This window comes from Occallatibacter sp. FHG110214_02 (assembly GCF_059115385.1).
The window spans coordinates 66,191-88,877 of the sequence record NZ_JBZYWK010000015.1; the positions used below are offsets into that span (position 1 = coordinate 66,191).

11 protein-coding genes are annotated in these 22,687 nt (G+C 56.8%); 5 read left to right on the forward strand and 6 right to left on the reverse strand.

Annotated elements, in window-relative coordinates; all coding sequences use genetic code 11:
• Nucleotides 1–114: 114 nt before the first annotated feature.
• Complete coding sequence (locus AC5S3R_RS14010; protein WP_494267695.1) at nucleotides 115–1,521, forward strand: hypothetical protein; 1,407 nt, start codon at nucleotides 115–117, stop codon at nucleotides 1,519–1,521.
• A 26-nt stretch (nucleotides 1,522–1,547) separates the two neighbouring features.
• Here the strand turns inward: AC5S3R_RS14010 and AC5S3R_RS14015 are convergent, their stop codons facing one another.
• Complete coding sequence (locus AC5S3R_RS14015; protein ID WP_494267696.1) at nucleotides 1,548–3,971, reverse strand: GH92 family glycosyl hydrolase; 2,424 nt, start codon at nucleotides 3,969–3,971, stop codon at nucleotides 1,548–1,550.
• A gap of 160 nt (nucleotides 3,972–4,131) precedes the next feature.
• A complete protein-coding gene (locus tag AC5S3R_RS14020) occupies nucleotides 4,132–12,492 on the reverse strand; it encodes a malectin domain-containing carbohydrate-binding protein (protein WP_494267698.1) in 8,361 nt (2,786 codons plus the stop codon).
• Nucleotides 12,493–12,916: 424 nt separating this feature from the next.
• Between AC5S3R_RS14020 and AC5S3R_RS14025 the strand changes: the two genes are divergently transcribed.
• Together AC5S3R_RS14025 and AC5S3R_RS14030 are read left to right on the forward strand one after the other, a co-directional pair.
• Nucleotides 12,917–14,131 carry a TIGR03118 family protein gene (locus AC5S3R_RS14025; protein WP_494267699.1) on the forward strand — a complete coding sequence of 405 codons (1,215 nt, stop codon included), beginning with the start codon at nucleotides 12,917–12,919 and terminating at the stop codon, nucleotides 14,129–14,131.
• Between the two features lie 286 nt (nucleotides 14,132–14,417).
• Nucleotides 14,418–14,525: a translocated intimin receptor Tir gene (locus AC5S3R_RS14030; RefSeq protein WP_494267700.1), complete on the forward strand. Its 108-nt coding sequence runs from the start codon at nucleotides 14,418–14,420 to the stop codon at nucleotides 14,523–14,525.
• A gap of 15 nt (nucleotides 14,526–14,540) precedes the next feature.
• On the opposite strand, the gene AC5S3R_RS14035 is transcribed toward AC5S3R_RS14030, so the two are convergent.
• Nucleotides 14,541–15,773: a GRP family sugar transporter gene (locus AC5S3R_RS14035; protein WP_494267701.1), complete on the reverse strand. Its 1,233-nt coding sequence runs from the start codon at nucleotides 15,771–15,773 to the stop codon at nucleotides 14,541–14,543.
• A gap of 238 nt (nucleotides 15,774–16,011) precedes the next feature.
• Between AC5S3R_RS14035 and AC5S3R_RS14040 the strand changes: the two genes are divergently transcribed.
• Together AC5S3R_RS14040 and AC5S3R_RS14045 are read left to right on the forward strand one after the other, a co-directional pair.
• Entirely contained in the window at nucleotides 16,012–16,884 is an 873-nt protein-coding gene (locus AC5S3R_RS14040; protein ID WP_494267703.1) for an inositol oxygenase family protein, read from the forward strand.
• A 10-nt stretch (nucleotides 16,885–16,894) separates the two neighbouring features.
• The gene (locus tag AC5S3R_RS14045; RefSeq protein ID WP_494267704.1) at nucleotides 16,895–18,451 is read left to right on the forward strand and encodes a glycoside hydrolase family 32 protein; all 1,557 of its coding nucleotides are present in this window, start codon (nucleotides 16,895–16,897) and stop codon (nucleotides 18,449–18,451) included.
• Between the two features lie 15 nt (nucleotides 18,452–18,466).
• On the opposite strand, the gene AC5S3R_RS14050 is transcribed toward AC5S3R_RS14045, so the two are convergent.
• Genes AC5S3R_RS14050 through AC5S3R_RS14060 form a run of 3 tightly spaced genes read right to left on the reverse strand, consistent with a single transcriptional unit; the run spans nucleotide 18,467 to nucleotide 22,686 of the window.
• Nucleotides 18,467–20,374 carry an alpha-L-arabinofuranosidase family protein gene (locus AC5S3R_RS14050; protein ID WP_494267705.1) on the reverse strand — a complete coding sequence of 636 codons (1,908 nt, stop codon included), beginning with the start codon at nucleotides 20,372–20,374 and terminating at the stop codon, nucleotides 18,467–18,469.
• Nucleotides 20,375–20,401: 27 nt separating this feature from the next.
• Complete coding sequence (locus tag AC5S3R_RS14055) at nucleotides 20,402–21,985, reverse strand: ribulokinase (RefSeq protein ID WP_494267706.1); 1,584 nt, start codon at nucleotides 21,983–21,985, stop codon at nucleotides 20,402–20,404.
• A gap of 11 nt (nucleotides 21,986–21,996) precedes the next feature.
• Nucleotides 21,997–22,686: an L-ribulose-5-phosphate 4-epimerase gene (locus AC5S3R_RS14060; protein WP_494267707.1), complete on the reverse strand. Its 690-nt coding sequence runs from the start codon at nucleotides 22,684–22,686 to the stop codon at nucleotides 21,997–21,999.
• Nucleotide 22,687: the final 1 nt, after the last annotated feature.

A 22,687-nucleotide genomic window follows, 5' to 3' on the forward strand; every position in this document is an offset into this window, starting at 1 on the left:
TCAATGGTTTGCCGGACTGATTAGTGGAAAGCTCCGCGGGGTGAAACGGACGTGATTCATCGATTTGTAACGGAAATCAGGTTAAATCGGAGGTAACAACGATGGAGAGACTGAATGGAGGAGACAGCCCCGACGGCTGTACGGCAAGGTGCTGCAGGAAGCGCAGAATCGGACCATGCGCATGACCCGCGCTGGCTCCTGGTGGAGAGAATTCTTGCTACGCCGGACTTTGAGCGCTCTCCCCGTCTGTCGGATTTTCTGCGCCACATCTGCGAACTGACGCTTGCGGGACGCGAGAGCGAAATCAGTGAGCAGTATCTGGGAGAGACGCTCTTCGGGCGGCCTTCCGAGTACGACTCCAGCGCGGATACCATTGTGCGATCCCATGCGTTGCGGTTACGGCGGCGGCTGGAACAATACTTTCAGCGTGCGGGGAAAGCTGAACCGCTGCGGCTAGTAATTCCGCGCGGCGGCTATGTGCCGATTTTTTCGCCCGCGTCGGAGATGACCACGGTCTCTGAGTTGGAGCCGGTGTCACCGGTTGCGTCGCTGGCTGGAGTACAGGCGACTATCGGTGCTTCGCCGTCTACGGCTGTGCCGACGACGACTGCCGTAGGGCAAACAGATGACGCATCGGAATCGCGACGGATAATCAGCGTTTACCGCGTGGTGCTGACGGCTTGCCTGGTTATCTGCCTGGTGCTTATAGCGCTGGCGGGATATTTGTGGCATTCGCTTCGCGCGGTGCAGGTGCAGGAGCATGTCCGGGAGCGCAACCATCTTCTGTGGAGCAGGCTTTTCAATGCGGACGAGCCAACCCATATTGTGCTGGGCGATTCAGGGCTTGTGCTTTTTCATGCCACAGCGCGGCGTTATGTGAGCTTGCAGGATTACGTGAATAACGACCTGAGCAAGCAGATGCCGTATGTTCAGCATGCGGACCCGGACTTTGCGCGGTTTCTGGCCGGGCGGCGCTATACCTCGGTTGTTGACGCTACGTCTGTCGCGTGGCTGGTGCGGTTGCCTGAGGCGCGGCCCGACCGCACGCTGGTGAACTTCAGCCGTGACATGAGGCTGGATGATTTCAAGAACGGCAACATTATTATGATTGGTGCACAGGAGGCGAATCCCTGGGTGGAGCTGTTCGAGCACTCCATGGATTTTGCTTTCTCCATTGATACGCCGGATCATCACTCAGTGTTTCTTAACCGGCATCCGTTGCCGGGGGAATCTGCAGTCTATAGCCCCCAGGCGAATGGGCCGGACCAGCTTTATGCCGTGATTGCCTTTCTGCCTAATCTGAATGCCAATGGCAATGTGCTGCTACTGGAAGGGATTTCCATGGCAGCGACGGAGTCTGCCGTGGACCTGGTGATGGACGACCAGCGACTGCTGCCTCTGTTGCAGAAGATGCGGCGTCCGGATGGGACGCTGCCCCATTTTGAGATGCTGATTTCGACAAATGTTGTGAAAGACAACCCTGCTCCCTCACAGGTTGTAGCTCTGCACGTTCATCCCTAGTCCATTTGAGATTAGCGTGCAGGTTTCTACTTGTCGTCGAATGAGGGCGGCTCATTGCCTTCTCCTGCGCCCCAGCTCTTAACTGGCGTCTTCGATAGCTGGAAGTCAAGCCTACCGCCTTTGAGTGCGAAGGACTCGGGTAGCCAGGTTTTTGATTGCGGCTTGCCATCGACTTTCATGCTGGAGATATACGGCGCGTCGGGTGCGGCACCGGAGGCATGGATGACTATGTCGCCCGCGGCGCGATGGACCACTATCTTTTCAAAGAGCGGGCTGCCTAAGACAAGCTCGGCACGCCCTGGAATTTCCGGATAGAAGCCCATGGATGCGAAGACTGCCCATGAACTCATTTCTCCGAGGTCGTCGTTGCCGGGAATTCCGGCAGGCGTGTTTGTCCAGATGCCGTTGAGCACCTGACGCACAAGCTGCTGCGTCTTCCATGGCTGCGCGGCAAAGTCGTAGAGCCAAGGCGTTTCGATGGACGGCTCGTTATCAAGCTCCGCATGCAGCGGACCTGACTTGGTTACAGCGGGTTTGCCTGCGGCATCGTAGAAGAATGCGTCGAGACGCGCGGTGGCTTTTTCGCGGCCTCCCATGGCTTCAAAGAGTCCGTGGACGTTGAACGGAACCATCCAGACGTACTGCGCCGCAGAGCCTTCTACAAATCCGTCTTCGGTTGCGGGCGTGAAGGCGTGCGGGGTTTTATCATGGTCGTCTTTGACCAGTGCCCAGCTTCCATCGGCGTTGCGATTTTGGAAGTAGCCGCCTTCGGGAGCAGCGTTGGGGTTCCAGATGTTTCTCCAGTACTGTGCTCGCGAGAGGAACCTGCGGCTGGTTGCTTCCTCGCCTAGCCGCGCTGCCAGTGATGAGATTCCGAATTCTGCGGCTACGTCTTCAAGCGTGTCGGCGGATGGCCCCCAGCTCGGAGCCTCCGCCGGAATGTAGTGCAGCTTGAGCCACTGGTCGAGGCCGGGGCGCTGGCCGCCGCATTCTACCGGGCAGCCATCGTGTTTCAAGTCATTGGCGGTGGGTACATCGGCTGCGTGCACCAACATGGCGAGTGCTTTTTTCGCATCGAAGGAGCGGCCGCCGAAGGCCCATATGTCGGCGACTGCGGCTGCGGCCGGGTCGCCATTCATGACGTGGGTTGCACCGCTGTTGTGCGTCCAGCGGTCCCATGCGCCGTTGTTCTGCTCTGCCTGATTCAACAGGCTCTGTGCGATGTCGCTTCCTGCCTGCGGGTCCAGCCACGTTACTAATTGCAATTGCGAACGGTATACGTCCCATCCGGAGAAGTTGGCATACTGAGCTTGCTGCGAGCCCGCGATGCGGTGGACATTTCCATCCATGCCGCGATATTCGCCATTCACATCGCTGTAGATGTTGGGTGTCATCAGGGAGTGGTAGAGCGCTGTTGTGAATACCGTACGCTCGTCGGCTGTTCCGCCTTCAATCTCAACCTGGTCAAGACGCTTACGCCAGGCATCTTCGGTTCGTTTGCGCAGTGCATCAAAGGTTGTTCCAGCAGGGTTCTCCGCAGCGAGATTTTTACGCGCGTTTTCTTCGCTTACATACGAAATACCGATACGCACATGCACTTCGCGTGCTTGTGCGGGGTCGAAGCTCAGCCATACGCCGGAGCCGTGTCCCTTCTCGGGAAATCCATTTGGGCCATAGCCAGTTCCGCCATTGGCTTCCGTTGCTCCGGGAGTTACCTTGGCATCCTGCCACGCGCCAGTGGCAGTGAAGGGCTGGTCGAACTCCGCTACGAAGTAGACTGTGTAGTAGCTGCGGCGGTCGATCTTGTTGATGTATCCGCAGAAGTTTCCGCTGGTTACGGAACCGCTTACTGCGTGATGTTCGGCATCAATGCGCACATGCGCGTCTTCCGAGCCTACTTCCGAGTCGGATGCGCGCACCAGTAGATTTGCCGGGGAGTTTTCTGGATAGCGGAAGACTGCGGAGCCTGTGTGTACGGATGCGGTGAGGTCAACGCCAACTCCGTTGTCCAGCGCGACGTGATAATGCGCCGGATGCGCTTCTTCCTTTGCGTGGGTAAAGCCAGAGGCATAGGCGTTGCGGAAGTCCGTGGAAGGCGACTCCGTGATTGCTTCGGTTACGGGCATGAACGGCACATCGCCCGAGCCGCCGGCACATCCCCATCCCTCCACATTCGTCAGGCTGAATCCGCGCAGCTTGGTTGCGCGATATTCGTATCCGCCCGGCGCGGCAATCGGCCTCCTGCTACCAGTCAATGGGCTTGCCTCGGGGCTAAACTGCACCATTCCGAAAGGCGCTACTGCACCGGGGAATACGTTGCCGCCGTTCGTTGTGCCAATCATCGGATTGACCTGCGCAAGCACATCTTGCTGCGCGCCTGCGCCTGTGGCTGTGAGAGACACGGAAAGAAGGGCACTGACGAGGGATGTGCTCAACGCAAAATATCGCATATTCGGAAATTGTCCTTGTTATTTGCCTGCAGGGTTATTGACCTGCGGGCAATGAAGAATCAGGCTGGGCAACTGTAGCCGCTGTACCCTGCCTGATTCTTTTCTTATCCACTATATTGCCGCACACAGGTTGTGCGCTCTCAAGCATTGAAAAATGCAGCTACCATCCCACGGCTACGAGCAATGTGGACGGGCTGTTGCATGAGACATCGCTGGAGTATCCGCCGGCATCGTCATATGGGAAGGCGTACTGCTGGCCGTTGATGGCGATGGAGTGCATGAACTTTGCGTAGTGGTCGGTGGGGTCAGTTTGGTAGAAGGCGCTGGGATTGCTCCACATGGCCTGCGAGATGAGCGTTCCATCGGGGTTGAATGTCCCGGGGCCTGCGGTGTGCCGATAGATGGCTGCGGAGAGGTTAGGGTAATCCGTGAGGCCGGAACCGTTGGGGCCAGCCATGGGGATGGTCAGATTGTTAGATGACCAGATTTGCGCAATGTAGTTAGAGTAGTAGTCCTGATAAGAGCCGCCGGCGTTGAAGCCGCCTCCTCCGGGTTCGAGGATTCGATAGGGAGCTGTGGCTGTGGCTTCCTGCTGGAACTCCGATGGAACCGCATCGAGGTAACGCTGGAAGGTGGTGGCCCGATTCTCCGCGAAGGCTGCAGCGTTTTCTCCAACGGCGATGTTGGTTCCGTCACCGCAGGTTAGCTGAAATGCCAATTTGACGGCGAAGGCATCGACGCGGGTTGTGTCTCCGTTGAAGAAGTAAACGCCGGGAGTTGCGGTGGTTCCGATGGTGTACTCGATGAAGTCGTAGTAGTCTGTGCTGCCCTGGCCGGGGTTGCCGAGATAGAAGTACATGCGCCCGGAGGCGTTGGCCGGCATACTGAAGGTTGGCTGGGCGGCGATGGTGCTGGTGGTTGTGACTCCGTTGATGGTTGCGCTCCAGGTGATCTGATCGTCAGTATATTTTCCGTTGGTGCGGTTCAAGAATTTGAATACCATGACGTCTCCCGCGGCTGTGGGCGGCATGTTGCTTGCATCCCAGAAGGGCGGATTGGAGCCGAGAGTAGGAGTGGCGCTGCTTACGGGGCCGAGGGGCGTGGATGCTCCGGATGGGCCACTGGCTTGGACCTTGTAATAGTAGGTTGTAGCGGCTGTGGCGAGTACATCCTGGAACCAGTTGGACTTGGTGGTTCCGATTTCATTGCTGCCGGATGGTGTGAAGGTTGGCGCGGTGCTGCGGTATATCTGATAGGTTATCGGCGCGGGATTTAAGCTGGCCGGCCAGCTTAAATCGATTTCGTTGGCGGAAACGGTTGTGGCGGTGAGAGTGGTTTCAGGCGTTAATGTGGTTGCATTTGCCGATGATGAGATTGCGGTGGATGGACCGTCCTCGTCTACTGCCTGCACGGCGTAGTAGTAGGTTGTGGATGGTGGCAGGCTGTTGTTCACAAAGCTGGTGCCTGTTAGGCCAACCGCTATTTCGTTGTTAGCCGATGGCACGAAGTTGCTGCTGGTGCCAGCGTAGAGGTTGTAGGTGATGTTGGCGCAGTTTGTGGGTGCGGCAATGGGCGTCCAGCTTAAGCCGATGGTGCTGGAAGAGGACGCTGTTGCTTCCAGGCCTGTGGGCGCGGATGGAGGAATGGCGGCACAGGTGCCTGCAGCGTGTGTCTCTGCGCTTGCCTGGGCTGAGGCTGGCGATGTTCCGGCGCTGTCTGCTGCCTGCACTAGGTAGTAGTAGGTTGTGGCGGCGGTGAGGCCTGTGTCGGAGTATGCCGTGTTGGTTAAGCCCCTCGCAACTAAGTTTGCCGCAGATGGCGTGAAACCGCTGGTTGCGCTGCGATAGACGTTATATGTGATGGCGCAGTTGGGCGGAGGGGCGACGGCGGCCCAGTTCAGGTTGATGATGCTCGGAGATGAGGCTGCGGCAGTGAGTCCGGTTGGCGCGGCTGCGGGAGCGACGGAGCACCCGCTGGGAACGCCGCGTATCTCGATGCCGCTGGATTTGGGCTGGTCTGCGGTGCCGTTGGTGTAGGCAATTACGATTTGCCCGCTGCTGTTGGCCGTGGCCGGGAACTGCTCTACCAGTGCGGTGTTTGCGCCGGCTTTGGCGAAGATGTCGAAGTCGCTGAGCACGGTGGCTCCGTTGATGGCCACGCTGAAGACACGCTTGCCTGCGGCAGTGAAGTAGGTTTCGGCGAAGTGAAGCAGGACGGTGTACTGGGCTCCGGCGGCGAGGCCGGGAACTGTATAGGTGAAGGATCCGTTGCGTTCTGACTGATAAACAGCGGCGGGCGCGGCGTTGGCGATGCCTGTTGTGTTGATCGCGTTGGTGTTGGCGGATACACCTCCGCCGGTAACGTACTCGTCCGCGGCAAAGGATGTGTCGCCGCCGCTTGTGTTGCTGACTGCGGGGCCGCCGGAGTTGATGGCGACGATTTCTGTGGCGGTGGGGGTTGCGCTAAGCGTTGTTGCGGATGCCTGGGTAGATGGTGCGGAAGAACCAGCGGCGTCTACGGCTTCCACCACGTAGTAATAAGTGGTGGATGCAGCCAGGCCTGTGTCTGCAAAGGATGTTGCGGTGATGCCGCTAGCGATCTGGTTGCTGGACGAGGGAGTGAAGCCGGAGGATGTGCTGCGATAGACGCTGTATGTAATGGTGCAGGAGGAGCCTGCAGTGCTGGCGTTCCAGCTTATGCTGACCTGGCTGGTTGAAGAAGCCGATGCGACAACGGAGCCGGGGGTAGATGGAGCTGTAGTGCAACTCGCTGGAGGAGTGGTGCTGGTTACGGTCAATATTGCAGCGTTGCTTGTTACGGAGCCGTCGCTGTTGCTGACAATTACTTTGTAGCTGGCGTTGTTGTCTGAGGAAGTGGTGGCTGGGGTTGTGTAGCTTGCGGCGGAAGCACCGGAAATAGCCGCGCCGTTTTTCGACCACTGGTAGGTTAATGGCGCGGTTCCGCTGGCGACGACGCTGAAGGTTGCGGTTTGTCCGGCTGTGACTGTCTGACTGGCTGGCTGCGTGGCGATGGTGGGCGCTGTTGTGGGTTGAGGCTTAGAGGGCGGTGGGTTGCTGGTGGAACCGCCGCAGCCTGTAAGAACAGCGATGCAGGTGAGGGTTGCAAGTATGGATGCGTGCTGCAGTTTGCGGCGGTTCTTTTTGCCGAGGAACCATAATGCGCCTGCCAATGTTGCGTCCGGCATCCATGGAAGACGTTGCGAGGCTGGAGCAGGTGACGCGGACGCAGTGCTTGCTGGCTGCACCGTTAGCGAGAAGGTTGCGGAATGGCTTAGCGAGCCGGATATTGCTGTTACTGTGACTGTCGAGGTTACCGGCTGTGGTGGGGATGGCTTGGTGGGTGAGCCCGATGTTGCACCGCCGCAGCCGGAGAGCACGGCAAGGCCAGCAGCGAGCACAATCAATAGCAGCGATGAGATGTTGCGCAGTTTACGCCTGTTTATGAAGAACAGTGCGATAGCCAGCAGCGAACTGGGGAGCCACGGCATTGTTTTGTTGCGGAGTTCAGCGGAGCCTGCTGCTGTACTGATGGTCAACGTGGAAACGATGTTGCCGGATGCGTTTGCCGTGGCGGGGGAAAAGCTGCACGCTGCGCCGGTGGGAAGACCCGCACATGTGAATGCGATGGGAGAGGATGTGGGGAAACCATTTTGCGGCGTCATTGTGAGGGTCTCTGTGCCGCTGTTACCAGCGGTTACTGTAAGGGATGCTGCGGAGACGGCCAGCGTGAAGTCTGCCGGGGGCGTGGTTCCGCCGCCTGTCACGGTGAGCGTAGCGGAGGAGCTTGTGACAGATCCGTATGCGTTGGTGACGGTAACGCTGAAGGTTGCGCCGTTATCTGCGGATGTTGTTGCGGGCGTGGTGTAGGCGGCGGATGTTGCCCCGGTAATACTTGCGCCGTTTTTCGACCACTGATAGGTCAGGGTTCCCGTACCGCTGGCGGCGACGCTGAAGGTTGCGGTTTTTCCGGCGGCGACTATCTGGCTGGTTGGCTGCGTGGTGATGGTTGGCGCGGTGCCGGTTTGTGCGGCTCCGGTAACGCAGAGCGTTGCGCCGGGATAGTTGTTCGTGACCTGATATGTGTTGGTGCCGTCAAAGCTCACGATGGCGCTCTTTGTAACATCGTCCGGGTCTACGGTTGAGGTCCACGTAGTCCACGTTCCGGGGAAGGCACAGGTGGCGTTATTTACGCCGCTGATGTTCAGTGCTTCTGGCTTTGTGGGCAGGCGCATGCTGATGCTGGAGCAATAGGCTTGTGCGTCTACTCCTGTAAACTGCGAGCCAGGATCGGAATCGGTTTTAATGGTGCGGGTCCATGTGAGGCCACTCTGGTTGTCGGTTACGAGAGAGGCGTTGGCTGCGTTGACGGTGTAGCGCTCGGTTGCGCCGCCGCATTGCGCTACGTTGTAGACCTGGAACTCGTAAATGGAATAACCGTACTGCCCGACGCGCTGGGTGCCGTTCATGCGGATATAGCGCGCGCTTACGGTTGGGAAGGTATCCGTTTCTGTTCCACCCGTGCCCGCTTTGTTGGTGTAAGCAACATTCCACGTTGGATTCGTTGCCGGGTCTGCATTGGTATAGAGAATCTGGTACTGCGTGGCATAGGCATTTTCCCAGTTGATGATGACCGTGTTGAAGGCTTGCACAGAGCCGAGGTCTACCTGCAGCCATGAGGGATCGACGCCAGTGACTGGCGGCGTTGGCGGCGCATTGGCGGTTGCCGATCCCCAACGCGTGGTGAGGCTTCCATCGACGGCGTTTTCCGCGCCCAGGCATCCTGTGCCGGTGTAGGGCGGGGTTGTGGTTACGTCGTTGCAGGCGTTTTGCGTGCTGCTGGAGGTTGCTGTTTTGTCCAGCGCTAGATTAACTCCCGGAGGCGCCAGCGTGATTTGCGCAGCGTTGCTGGTGACAGGCGCATTGGCAGCATTGTTCACCGTTACCGTGTATGCGCCGACATTAGCAGAACTAACGGCAGGAATGGAGTAGGTGAGGGTGTTGGACAGTTGCGTGCCGCCGGTGAGGATGGTGGCGGTTCCACCTTGCGGAGTAAATTGCCACTGATAGGTGTATGGTGCGGAGCCGGCGACAACGGCGGTGAACTGAACTGGCTCGTTGACGGGAACGATGCTGCTGGCGGGCTGCGTGGTAATGGATACCGCAACAGGCGCGTTGACGGGAACGACTGCCGTTGAAGACTGCAACTGGCCGAGCGGGTTAGTGATGATGACGTAGAAGCTGGCGCTTCCGGCGGCTGTGAATACTGGCGTGGTGTAGGAAGATTGATTTGCACCGGGGATTGCGCCGGAGCCAACCTGGTACCACTGGTAGGTGAGCGCAGGCGAGCCTGTTGCGGCAACTGTAAGTGTTGCGAACTGCCCAACAACCACAGACTGCGATGCAGGCTGCGTGGTGATGGCAACATTTGCAGGGGCATCTACGGTTAGCGTGACGGGGTTGGATGTTACGCTGCCGAAACTGCTGGAGATGGCCACGGTGAAAGTTTCGCCGTTGTCGGCGGTGGTTGTTTTTGGCGTGGTGTAGGCGCCGCCGGTAGCTCCTGCGATGGCGGAACCGTTCTGATACCACTGATACGAGAGTGTGCCTGAGCCGGATGCTGTGACGCTGAAGGTTGCGGTGTACCCAGAGGTGGTTGCCGTGTCTACGGGTGGAACAAGAATTACAGGCGGCTGCGTTTGCGAAAGAGCAGGCACAGCAACGGAAGTCAGCGTGACACTGCCGCTCGTCAATCCCGGCGCGCTTGCGGTTACGGTTACTGTGCCGGGAGTAAAGGTGCTGCGCAGGGCTATCTTTTGCAGGCCGCCTTCAAAGTTCAGTTCGGGGTCTCCGGGAGAATGGAAGAAGGCATAGGGCACGCCGCCGATTACGCTACTGTTTGCTTGAGAAAATGCGTCCTGATAGTAAGTTGTCCATGATGGGTCAGCAACGAGTTGCTGCGTGCCTCCCATATATGTGGCGGGGCCGGTCACTTTGAATGTGACGTTATCAGCGGCGGTGGGGACGAGATTGCCGTTCGCATCTTCTACCTGGGCGGCAACAAAAGCGGCATCGGAGCCGTTGGCTGTCCACTGGAAGCTGGATCCGTCGGGCTTCGCCACTTCAGGAACGACACTGAGCACAATTTTGTTTTCGGCACCGGCGGTTGTGCGTGTGTCGGTTGCGCCGGCGACTACGTTGCCGCTTTCATCGAGACATTCCGCGGTGACTGTGCCTGAGACCCAGTTGACCATCCAGTGAACCTGGCCGGGCATTACGGTGGTGTCCTGATTAAGGTTTGTATTGGAGCTGATATTCCATGGATTCGGCGCCTGGTCTGGAAGCAGCGCGCCTGTGACTGGGTCCTTGGGAACACCGTTAATGAGCAGGCGCACGGATGGACAGTTGCTGAATGCGTTTTCCTGCAGCGGGGTTCCCTGCGTGTATTCGTAGGCGCGGTTCCAGTGGTGTGCGAGATGCACTACGGGCTTGATGGAGTATGGCGTCCAGTTGGCTTGATAGATGTAATAGAGAAGACGCGGGAATCGGTTGGCGTCCACGGAGGAATATCCGAGCGAACGGACGAGGTGTTGCATGGCAGGCTTATCCTGATACTCCGCCCAGAGGCTGTCTTCACCGGGGGACTCAGCAAAATACCATTGCGCCATGCCAAAGGCGTTGGCCTCCCTGCCCTTGCGCCAGTCATCGAGATAAGGTGCGGCAAAGGCTAGCTCGTAGTCCCATGCAAGGCCGCGGCCTGTGCCCATGTTGTCCCAATACTCGGCTCCGAATGCGGGATTGTCAGGGTTCTGCTCCTTGTTGCCCGCTTCGCAGCCTGCGCCGTCGCATTCATCCATGAAGCCGTAGGCGGAGTTGTAAGTACGATCGGCCTGCACGCGCGGATTGATGTTGTCCCACGTGGCTTCGAGTGTTGCCAGCTCGCTTGCAAGCGTTGGATTCATTCCGCCGTTGTCTTCCTCCCAGTCGAGGATGGAAGGATGACTGCGGTCGCGGATAATCATGTCGCGATGGACTTCCTGCTTGAGTTGTAGGTCATCCGCTGTTGGGTTGGAGCTTGCATTCCAGTAGCCTTCGCCGTCTCCGCTGGGCTGGTCGATCATGATGCCGTAGGCGTCAGCTGCTTCGACCATTTCTTCGCTGCTGGTGGAGTGGCCGGGACGCCATACGTTGCCGCCCTGCGCGGCAATCTGCGCCATGTCGCGCCACCATTGCTCGTCGGGAACGGATGAACCGAGGGCTGGGTAGTCGTAGCGACTGGAGCCTCCCCAGAGATATGTTGCGTGACCGTTGAAGTAAGGGAAGTTTGCATCCCAGGTGATGGTGCGAATTCCTAATGTACTCTGCGTCGAATCGACTACGACACCGTTGACACTGAGGATGTGGTAGACGCGGTACAAATAGGGCTTGCCATAGATGGAATTGTTGGGATACCAGAGGGTTGGATTGGGAACGGTAATCTTCTGGTCGAAAAACGGGGTTGCGCCGGAGGGGAATGTGGTCGGCGTCATTGCGGGCACACTTTGCGTAATCGGCGGCGCGGTAACGACTACGTTTCCGCTGGCATCGACAATCTGCGTGGTTAAAGTTACCTGTTGCGTGGTTGCGGACTCGTTCACCACGTTTGTCTGCACATCGACAATGGCAGAGGCGGCGGTGGCAGTTCCTTCCGCAGCGGGGACTTCGGAGACTGTTCCGACATAAGTGCCCCATGTCTTCTGGTTCGAATAGACATTGAGCGGAATGTGCACCGGGTTGGTGACGTAGAGATAGACATTGCGGAATAGCCCGGCCATGGCTTGGCCGAAGCGAAAATCCTCTGCAAAGTTGGGCTCCTTAAACCATGAGGCTCCGCGCGAAACATCAATCGCGATTACGTTGTCTGTTGAGCCGTCGGCGTGAATGTATGGTGTGAGGTCTACTACGACAGGCACAAAGCCTACGACGTGGGTGGCCTGCGCGTTGTCTGCTACGGCGCTGATGCCGGGTAACAAGGTTCCATTGATATAGACCTGCACCGCGGTGTGCGCACCTTCGAGGTTCAGGAGAAACTTCTGGCCTGCGTATTTTGTGGCCACCTTGAAGTGGAGGCGATACCAGTTCTCCTGCCCGGTGAGCGAGCCCTGGCCGCCGCCGGAATCCTGATTGATAAAGGTGCGCGAAATATTCGCGTCGTATGGAAGCCCTACTTCTGTCCACGTCGCGGCGGCATCGCTGCTTTCTTCAAAGCCCGGTGTGGAGTAGGAAACTGAGTTATGTGTGTTCTGGAACCACCAATGGCTTTGCGGCTCATTGGAGGTTGACGTTGCATCTGCAACGTACTGCGGCACGCCTGCGGCAAGATTGATGGCAAGCCGCTGCGAAATTGGAAGTGAGGGCTCCGACTGCTGCGCGGCGACTGTAGTTGGAAAGGCTGTCCCGCTTACAAATAGATAGAACGCAAAAAAACACCAGAGTAGACTAACTTCACTCAAGTTCTTACGCATATATTCCCGTCTCAGGCTATGCCTATAAATAGATTTGGCCGCTTGAAAAGATAAGGATCGATGTAGCTTTTGACATGAGTTTAAGGGAAGCGCATATGTCTCTACTTGTAATTCAAATGTAAAAAGACGCGGAAAGCATGAAGATTCCCGATATAGGACACTTCTGCGTGGGACTACTTTTACAAAGATGTTCCGCGTCATGATGTCCTTTCAAAGACCGGGAAAACAGCAGCAAACTGACTGCCAGATATGCACATTCCTATGACAATGCGGTGACACCTTCGCCGAGCGAAGAGGGGTAGCCTGCCTCAGGATTTCAAACCGAGCCTCCCCGCCTGCGGTTTGATTTGCCTTTGCCGGCGCGCGCCGGCTTATGAGGCATTGCCATGTGAGCGGGGCCTTGAAAGCAGCAGGAGTCTTGTACATGAAAAAGCTACTGTGTTTTACCGCCACGGCGGCGCTTGCGCTGGGCGCGGGCGCCACGGTTTCTGGACAGCACTACAAGCAGACGAATCTCGTTGCCAGCACGGCCGGAGTTGCTCCGGTGACCGATGCGAGCCTTGTTAATCCCTGGGGGCTTTCGCGCGGGTCCGGCACTCCGTGGTGGGTGTCGGACAACCTGACCGGGCTTAGCACTCTCTACAATGGCCCGGGGGCAAAGCAGGGGCTGGTAGTCACTATTCCGCCCGCCAACCCTAAGACGCCAACTGGAAGCCCAACGGGAACTATCTTCAATGGAAGCACTACAAACTTTCTCCTGGCGGCGGGCGCTCCGGCGACTTTTTTGTTTTCAACTATCGATGGAACGATTGCAGGTTGGAATGCAAGCGTTGGTGTGGCACAGGGAGCGAACCCTCCTTCCACCCACGCTATGACTGTATTCAAGGCGAAAGATGGCTCAAGTTATACAGGACTGACCAGCGCGTTTATTCATGGCAAGGCATTTTTGTATGCAGCGAACTTTACCAAGGGGCGTGTTGATGTTTTTGATAGCTCGTTTCACCCGGTAAAGCTAAACAGCAATAACTATGACAAAGATGGCTTTGACGATTTTGGTTTCGATGAAGAGCGCCATCGCGGATTCAATGAACCGTTCCAGGATGAGCGTTTGCCGCGTAACTTCGTTCCATTCAACGTGCAGGCCATTGGAAACGACATTGTTGTGACGTATGCGCTGCATTTTCCGGGGTCTCAGTTTGAGACAGATGGGCCGGGGTTTGGCTACGTGGATGTTTACAGCTCTAGCGGCCAACTGCTGCAGCGGCTTGAGCATGGAGCGTGGCTGAATGCTCCGTGGGGTGTTGCGCTGGCACCGAGCGACTTTGGACGGTATAGCCACGATTTGCTGATTGCACAGTTTGCAGGCGGCGGCTCGACAGAGTCGAGTGGGTTTATCGCTGCCTACGACCTGACAACAGGGAAATTTGATGGTCTGTTGCAGGATGCGAACGGAAATCCCCTTGCCATTAACGGCATCTGGGCAATTAGTCCTGGAAATGTCAGCCCTGGCAATAACGATGCAGCCGCTGCACCGGCTGCGGAGCTTTACTTTACGGCCGGGCCAAACCACGGCGCTGGCGGACTATTTGGATATTTAACGGCAGTCTTAACAGATCTGGTGCAAGGAAACGACCAATAAGCATCTTCCACTTATTCCGCATCACCATGAAGGTTCGGGCACCCGCAAGATGTGAATGCAGGTGTCCGGACCCATCGCAACATTTTGCGTATAGCCTACCGTGCCACCGCAGATGGAAGGGGCTGCGTGGCATGATCGTGTTGTTGGCTGGGCTCCGGTTATTTCGCAACTACTGAAGGCCCTGCAACAGAACAAGGCTGTTACAGTTCCTCCATCAGACATAGTCGAAACAGGTAAGTTTTTGTAACCGGATGCGCTATGGTGGAAGTAGTCAGGATGATTCTTCATGTCTAAACCAACGCGCACTGCAACGGCGATTCTCACGGACATCCACTTCTGGATTCCAGCGGTAGTTCTTGTTATTGGCCTGGGCATTCTCTTCTGGCTAAGGTAACTTCGCCACAGCGCTTTACGAAAAGCGTGTGCGCTTATGGAGCAGGTAGCCGCAGACAACCAGGCTGACGGCGAGAATGACTGCGAGGATTACGGCCCAGCCGCGATCAAACTGGATCTGCGGTGCTGCCGCAATGGATGCCAGCTTCACGAAGACTCCTGTAGCAGCCAAGAGAATGAGGTAGTCCCACCAGCTTTTCTTAGAGCCACCGTCAAGCTCATCCCCGGCCTGCGCCTTCAGGACTTCCCGATAGTCCAGACCGTAGCGGTCGCACTCGCGCTCAAGCACCATGTTGCGTGAGGTGTGCTCTGCGTCCGAGGCTTTGGCGGAGCTGATGAGAAGCGCTCCGAGAATCATGATGGCAGAGCCGCAAAGGACCATGATTTTGTGCGTGGTGTCGCTGCCGGCAAGTTCTCCGAAGACCAGAGCACCCCAGGCAAGGCCCCAAAGCTGGTTGGTATTGGAGAGAGGAATGCCGCGACCGATGCCGAGGTACTTGGCGGCAAATTGCTGGAACATGTCTCCGACAACCCAGACGAATCCGCCCAGGAAAAGCCAGAAGATGTAGGGACGGGCATTCGTGAGATGGAAGGCAGAGGAATGGCTTCCGCCATCAAAGAACCAGACCAGCGCAAACATGGTCAGCAACTCGCCGACAGTGAAGACGGTGACAAAGGAGAGCGGGTTCATACCGCTCAGGTATGCCTTGCGATAGGGAACGTACATGGTGCCCCACAGCAGGCTTGCCCCCAATGCAGCAAGAATTCCGCCAATGGCGTTGTGGTGTACGAGGCTTCCGCCTGAGTGCAGGGTGCTGAAGCCTAGCAGCGTTGCTGCGGCCACGATTAAAACTGAGCCAGCCACCACTTTGGTAATCGTCGAGCGGTCAGCACCGTCGAGTTCACGGAAGAGCACGCGCCCCCAGAGCAGGCCAATGAGTGAGTTGGCGTTCCAGAGCGGAAAGGCAATGGCGAGGCCGATGTCGCGGATGGCGAAAACAGTAAGTGTATTCGCTACGGCCCAGAGCGCTCCGGCAAGGACCGCCCAGACGAGCAGATGCTTTTTGCCGCGAATGTCGGCAAAGACGTAACGGGTTCCTTTAATCAGAGTTGGAAAGGTCCAGCGGGCGGTAAAAACGCCGAGCACCATGCAGAAGGAGACAGCGAATGGCGAAAAACCGGCTGTAACGAGCTTGGTTGGGGCCTCTGCACCGCCGAGCCAGATGCCAGCGGTGACGCCGCAGAGCACCCCGAGCGTGTGGAGCGAGCCGATGGGTGCGGAATGCTGTCCGGTTGACGAGGCCTTCTGTGATTCCGTGCTCAGGGGCGAACTCCATTCCTATTTAGCGCTAGAAAGCACGGTACGATGCAGGTTTAACGTATGTCAACGATACGGGCTCGATTCGCTCCTTGCAAGGATTGACGGGAATGGCTAGAGTGGACGTGTCTTATTTAGTGCAAGATAAAGAGCGTTCTGGAGGGTGGGCATGAGCGAAGTTGCAGAGATGAAGCCCGGAGCGAATGGTCCGCTTTCGGCTGAGATGGGTGAGTGGGACGAGTTTCTTGAGGGCCGCTACAAGGAAGGTAAGTCGCAGGAAGAGTTTCGGCAATACGACGCAGAAGTAAATCCCGGCGTTGCCGAGTTCTATCGACTGAACCACACACACCAGACGTATGAGTACGTTTTGGGTAAGGAAGCCGAGTATTACGGCCTGACGCGTGGCAAAAAGAGCATATGGGAAGCCGCCGAATATCTCAACACGCTCGTGGATGACAGCGACCCGGATACGGACCTCTCGCAGTTGGAACACCTTTTGCAGACCTCTGAAGCGATCCGCAAAGATGGTCATCCGCGCTGGATGGTAGCGACGGGGTTTGTGCATGACCTTGGCAAGTGCCTGTGCCTTTATGGAGAGCCGCAGTGGGGTGTAGTGGGCGACACCTTCCCGACTGGGTGTGCGTATTCAGAGGCTGTTGTGTTTCCGGAATATTTCGCGGCAAATCCCGATTACAACCAGCCTGAGTTCCAGACAAAATATGGCATTTATGAACCGAACTGCGGACTGGACAAGGTCAAGATGTCGTTTGGGCATGATGGATACATCTACGAGGTGCTGAAGAACTATCTGCCTACGGAAGCGCTGTATATGCTGCGGTATCACTCGTTTTATGCGTGGCATCGTCATGGCGCTTACGACTATCTATGCAATGAGCAGGATCGCGCCATGCTGCCGTGGGTTTTGAAGTTCAACCCCTATGACCTGTATTCCAAGGGGCACACCAAGCCGGACCTGAAGGAACTCAAGCCTTACTATGACGACTTGTTCGCGGAGTTCTTTCCGGAAAAGCTTGCCTGGTAGTGAGACACAAATGAAAAGCCTTGCGGCATCGCGCCGTGAGTTTCTTTCTGGTGGAGCGCTGGTGGCTGGCGCGGCGCTCACACAGAAGGTTTTTCCGTTTTTGCACATGTCCGCCGAGCCGGGACTGCAGGAAAAGATGGCTGCGGACCCGCGGCGCCCGCAGTTTCATCTGTTGCCGGCGGCAAACTGGATGAACGACCCCAATGGCCCTATCTATTGGAAGGGCAAATACCACATGTTTTATCAGTACAACCCAAACGGGGCGTATTGGGGAGACATGCACTGGGGCCATGCAATCAGCCGCGACATGGTGCACTGGCAGCATCGCGGGGTTGCGCTTGCTCCCACGCCGGGAGGGCCGGACGCTACGGGATGTTTTTCTGGAACGGCGGTTGTGGATGGGGATCGTGTTGCGCTTCTTTATACAGGCGTGGTTTCTGCTCTTGAGAGTGACGCTACGATTCGCGATGGAGAGCACAGCCTTCGAGAGTCGCAATGCCTTGCCGTTTCCTCGGATGAAAATTTAGATACGTGGAAGAAAGAGGCAAAGGCTGTGATTGCTTTTCCTCCAGCTGGAATGGATGTGAGCGGTTTTCGTGACCCGGCTCCGTGGCGGCATGGCGACTGGTGGTACATGGCTGTCGGCTCGGGGATTCGCGGGAAGAATGGCGTGGTGCTGCTTTACCGTTCACGGGATTTGCGCCAATGGGAGTATCTGCACTTGCTGGCTGAGGGAGCGGCAAATGGCAACCCTGCCTTTGCGGGAGATATGTGGGAGTGCCCTGACTTTTTTCCGCTTGGAAACAAGCATGTGTTGATTCATTCTTTTGCGGAGAAGGCCTATTGGTTCGCAGGAGATTTTGACTACGAGCATCTTGTTTTTCATCCAGAACAGAGCGGCGTGCTGGACTATGGTTCGTTCTATGCGCCCAAGTCGCAACTGGATGCACATGAGAACCGCATTTTGTGGGGCTGGATTCCTGAAACGCGTCCGCTTGAGGAGCACAAGGCGTCAGGCTGGGCTGGTGTGATGTCTTTGCCTCGCGTTCTGACTCTGGATGAGCATTCGCGGCTCAGCATACGGACGATTCCCGCAATGGAGAGGCTGCGGCAGAGTGCCGAGACGTTACGAGTCTCGAGTGATGAAAAGTTGAACCAACAGAAGATTGCGGAAATACGCATCAGGAATTGCTGTGGCGAACTGCTGTGCAGGGTGAAGACTGCAGCGGGTGTGTTTCGGTTATCCCTCACTGGAGATGGTGAGGAGAGCGCTGCTCCGTGGCTGAGCGTGTACTACGATCCCGCACAAGCGAATGAATTGAAACTGGATGACAAAGCCGTACCGCTTGATTCCACTGGTGCCCATGAATTTGAGCTGCGGTTCTTCATCGATGGCTCGGTAATCGAGGTTTTTGTGAATAGCCAGGCGGCATTTACAAAGCGGTTTTATTATTCCGGGCCATCTGCGCCAGCGATTCGCGTATCGATCCCTGAAAGTGCAGTGACTCTTTCCAGTCTGACGGTATGGCAGCTATCTCCTATCTCTTCCAATCGGCTGACAAGCTGACTTTCTCGAAGAAAATCAGTAGCTGATATCGAACACGTTGATAGAGTATGGCTCGAAGCGATGCTCAAAGTGTGTGCCGCTGATCGGAACAGACTTCGAGACCGGGATGATGGCGTCCGGATGCGTAATGCTGTTGGTTGCGTTGGGCGTTTTGCCGCTGAGCGTGGTGAGCGTGGCCTCATGCTTGATGCTGGAAACACCTTCAAGCGCAATGGCAATGTTCTGCACGTCCGATGTGGCGTTGACCAGCTTCACGTATAGCTTGTGCTGCTTGTCATCGCGAGTGACAGAGGTAAAGATGCGCGGGCCAACATTGGTAAGGGCTGCAGAAACTACTTCCGTGCCGAGATGGCCGCCGAACATTACCTGTGCCCAGTAACTAGGCGAGCCGTAGCTGGTGAGAGCGTCATAGCCGATGAGGTCTGAGTCCCACTGCATGCCGCCGGGGTTTACGTTGACAAAGAGCGGCGCGTAGCTGGCCATGATGATGAGGTCGCTGTTGCGCTCCATGCCGGTCATCCATGCCGCGTCTCCGAGGGCTGATTGGAGGTTCGGTGTAGGCGTGCCTTCTCGCGTGGCCCATTCGCCAACGAAGATTTTGGGGCCGTTGCGGTCTACTTTGTCGTAGTGGATGGAATCGGTGAAGGAAGTATCCGCCGTCATGTAGAAGTGCTCATCCAGAACGTCGGGCTTCATGTTCTTGATGGGTGCGGTAGCGATGAGTTGCAGGTCAGGATATTTTACCTTGATTGCCTTGTAGTACTGTGTATACCGGCCTTCGTAGGAGTTGGAGCGGTCAAACCAGTCTTCATTGCCGATTTCGACGTAATGAAGCGGGAAGGGCGCGGGGTGGCCATTCTTCGCGCGCTCTGCGCCCCACTTTGTATTGGCATCTCCAGTGACGTACTCGATCTCTTCGAGAGCATCCTGAATGTAAGGCTCAAGCGCCGGGCCGGGTTCTACGTGCTCCTGCGCCATGGAGTAGCCTGCGTAGACGGCAAGCACGGGCTCAATCTTGAGGTCTTCACACCATTCGAGATATTCGAGTAGTCCCAGGCCGTCTGACGAGCGATAGCGCCAGGGGCTGGGATGCGTGGGACGGTCTACCCAAGGGCCAATAGTGTTCTTCCAGATGTAACGCTCGGGGATGTGGTCGCCTTCAAGATAGTTGCCGCCGGGGAGACGCAGGAAGTTCGGACGCATGGCTGCGAGCTTTTCCATCAGGTCCATGCGATTGCCGTGCACGCGATTGTGATATGTGGGCGGGAAGAGCGAAACGAGCGTGAACCAGACGGTCGCCGGTTTTGGAATCAACAGTAGAAGGTGGTTGTTGGAAGAGATGGGAACAGCACCGGTCCTGAGCGTGAAGGTGTACTGTTTCCAATCGCCGCTGACGCCGGTAACGGTGGCTTTGCCTGCAACTACGCCGGTGTGGTCGTTCTCAAGCGAGACAGTGATGGGGATATCAGGCGTATCGCTCTTGGCGTAAAACGACCCGGTATAAGTGGTGTTGGGACGGACGGCAATGCCCCAGTAGCCATCATTCTGCACGCCTGCCGGTGCGGATTCTGTGGCTGCCTTAACGGCAACTTTAAGGCTGCGCGGAATTGCTTTGCTTGGACCAGTGCTCTCATCGGCGCTGATGGAGACTGCCGAATTGCCGCGTGCAACCATGGTCCAGTGAATGAGATTGTCCCAGCTGGTGCTGAGCGTGCGGTCACGGACCAACTCGGCATAGAGGCCGCCGTCATAGGAGAAGTTAATCTCCTCGGTCATCATGCCGTAAAGACGCGGGCTGACTGCATGTATCGGGTGGTCTATATGTACGGTAAGCGTGGGCGATTGCGCTGCAAGGGCTAGCGGAGCAATCGTGAACGGGACAAGAGCAATTGAGGCAAGGCGATTCAGGATACGAACGTGCATGGCTAACCGTCCTGTTGTATTGCGCGATCAAGATTTGGCAATCACACTGCTTGCGATTTTGCGCAGCTCGGGAAGTATATCGCCGAGCGCGGCTGGGGAAGCATTGCTGCTTCCGAGCGCAAAGTACGTCTTGCGATAAAGTGCGTAGAGCTTTTCGTATGTTGCTACAGCATCAGGCTCAGGAGCGAAGACATTGTGCTTGAGGCAAAGCGCATTCTGCGCGGCCTCTACGGTTGGAAATGCTCCAGCGGCAAGCATGGCAAAGATACCGGAACCAAGGCTGGTTGGCACTCCCGCAGGTACCAGCACAGGTTTGTTGAGCACATTGGCATAAACCTGGTTGAGTACAGCGTTATTTTGCGGAATGCCGCCGGCGTTGATGACGCGATCGACGCGGACTCCGTGCTCGGCAAGGCGCTCCAAAATAATACGTGTGTGAAAGGCCGTGCCTTCGATGGCGGCGAAGAGCTCGTCTTGCGCAGTGTGAATGAGATTCCAGCCGAAGGTTACCCCGCCAAGTTCGGGATTTACGAGAACTGTGCGGTCACCATTGTCCCAGCTCAGGCGCAGCAGGCCGGTCTGTCCCGCTTTGTAGTTTTCAAGGCCCTTGGAAAGTTCGGTAACTTTGGTTCCGGCACGGCGTGCAATGGATTCAAAGATGTCGCCTGTTGCGGATAGGCCCGCTTCAATGCCGGTGTAGGAAGGATGCACGCTGCCCGGAACAATTCCGCAAACACCGGGGATGAGCGGCGCGTGTTTTGCCATAGCGATGATGCAGGTGGAAGTGCCGACAACGTTAACAACGTCGCCTTCTTTGCAGCCAGCGCCTAGCGCGTCCCAATGCGCGTCGAATGCGCCAACAGGAACAGGAACTCCGGCGCGAAGGCCAAGCTGTTCCGCCCAGTAAGGTGAGAGCTGTCCTGCAATATTGTTTGAGGCTTCGTAATTACCGCCCAGCTTTTCGCGCACGCCGTCAAAAAGCGGATCGACCTTTGAGAGAAAAGATTGCGCGGGCAGGCCATCCCACTTGGGATTCCACATCCACTTGTGGCCCATAGCGCAGACACTGCGTTTTGCCTTCTGTGGATCAGTCACGCCGCAAAGCGTGGCTGCCACCATATCGCAATGTTCAAAAGCAGAGGCAAACTGTGCGTGCTTGTCGGGATTGTGACGCAGCCAGTGCAGCAGCTTGGCAAAGCCCCACTCATGCGAGTAAACACCGCCGCACCACTCAATGGCTTCCAGCTTTTCCTTGTGCGCAAGTGTTGTGATTTCCTGTGCTTCTTTATGGGCGCGGTGGTCGCACCACAAGTAGTACTCGCTGAGCGGCTTCATCTGCGCATCGACTGGCACAATGCTTGAGCCCGTGGTATCCAGCGCAATAGCTTCGATGCGACTGCCGTCGATGCCTGCCGTAGCAATGGCCTTGCGGGAAGCAGCGGCAAGTGCGCGCATCTGGTCGTCGTGCGCCTGTGTAGCAAAATCCGGGTCTTCGCGTTTGCGATGCAGAGGGTATTCCTCAACTGCAGTGCCCAAGCGTCCGCGTTCGCTGTCGAGAATCGAAACGCGCACGCTCAGCGTACCGAAATCAACGCCCGCAACAATGGCCATTCGTGCTCCCTTTATTGTCCGTATGTGGCGTTGGCGCCATGTTTGCGGTGGTAGTGGCGATCGAGAAGCGTTTGCGAAACTCCGAGCGCATCTGGATTGATGGAGTGCGTGTGGAGTGCCATGCGAGCTACGGCTTCGAGCACAACAGCATTGTGGGCAGCCTTGGCCGGCGTTTCTCCCCACGCAAACGGTGCGTGGCCTGCAACCAGGACTGCTGGAATTGCAAGCGGATCAATCCCTTCAAAGCGACGGATAATGGCAAGGCCGGTATTCAACACATAATCGCCGTTGACCTCTTCGTCAGTCAGTGGATCCGTGCAAAGCACCGGGCCGTGGAAGTAATCGGCATGTGTAGTACCCAATGCTGGAATGGCGCAGCCTGCCTGCGCCCAGGACGTGGCATAGGTGGAGTGCGTGTGCACAATGCCGCCAATTTCTGAAAACTGCTTGTAAAGCTCAGTGTGCGTCATTAGATCTGAGGACGGTTTCAGCTTGCCATCCACAATCTTGCCATCAAGGTCCGTAATGACAATGTCTGCGGGTGTCATCTTGTCGTAGGACACGCCGCTGGGCTTGATGGCGACAAGTCCTTGTTCGCGGTCAATGCCGCTGGCGTTGCCGAAGGTGTAAAGAACAAGACCTGCCCTGACAATTTCAAGATTCGCTTCAAGAACGCTGGTTCTAAGTTGTTCCAGCAGCATG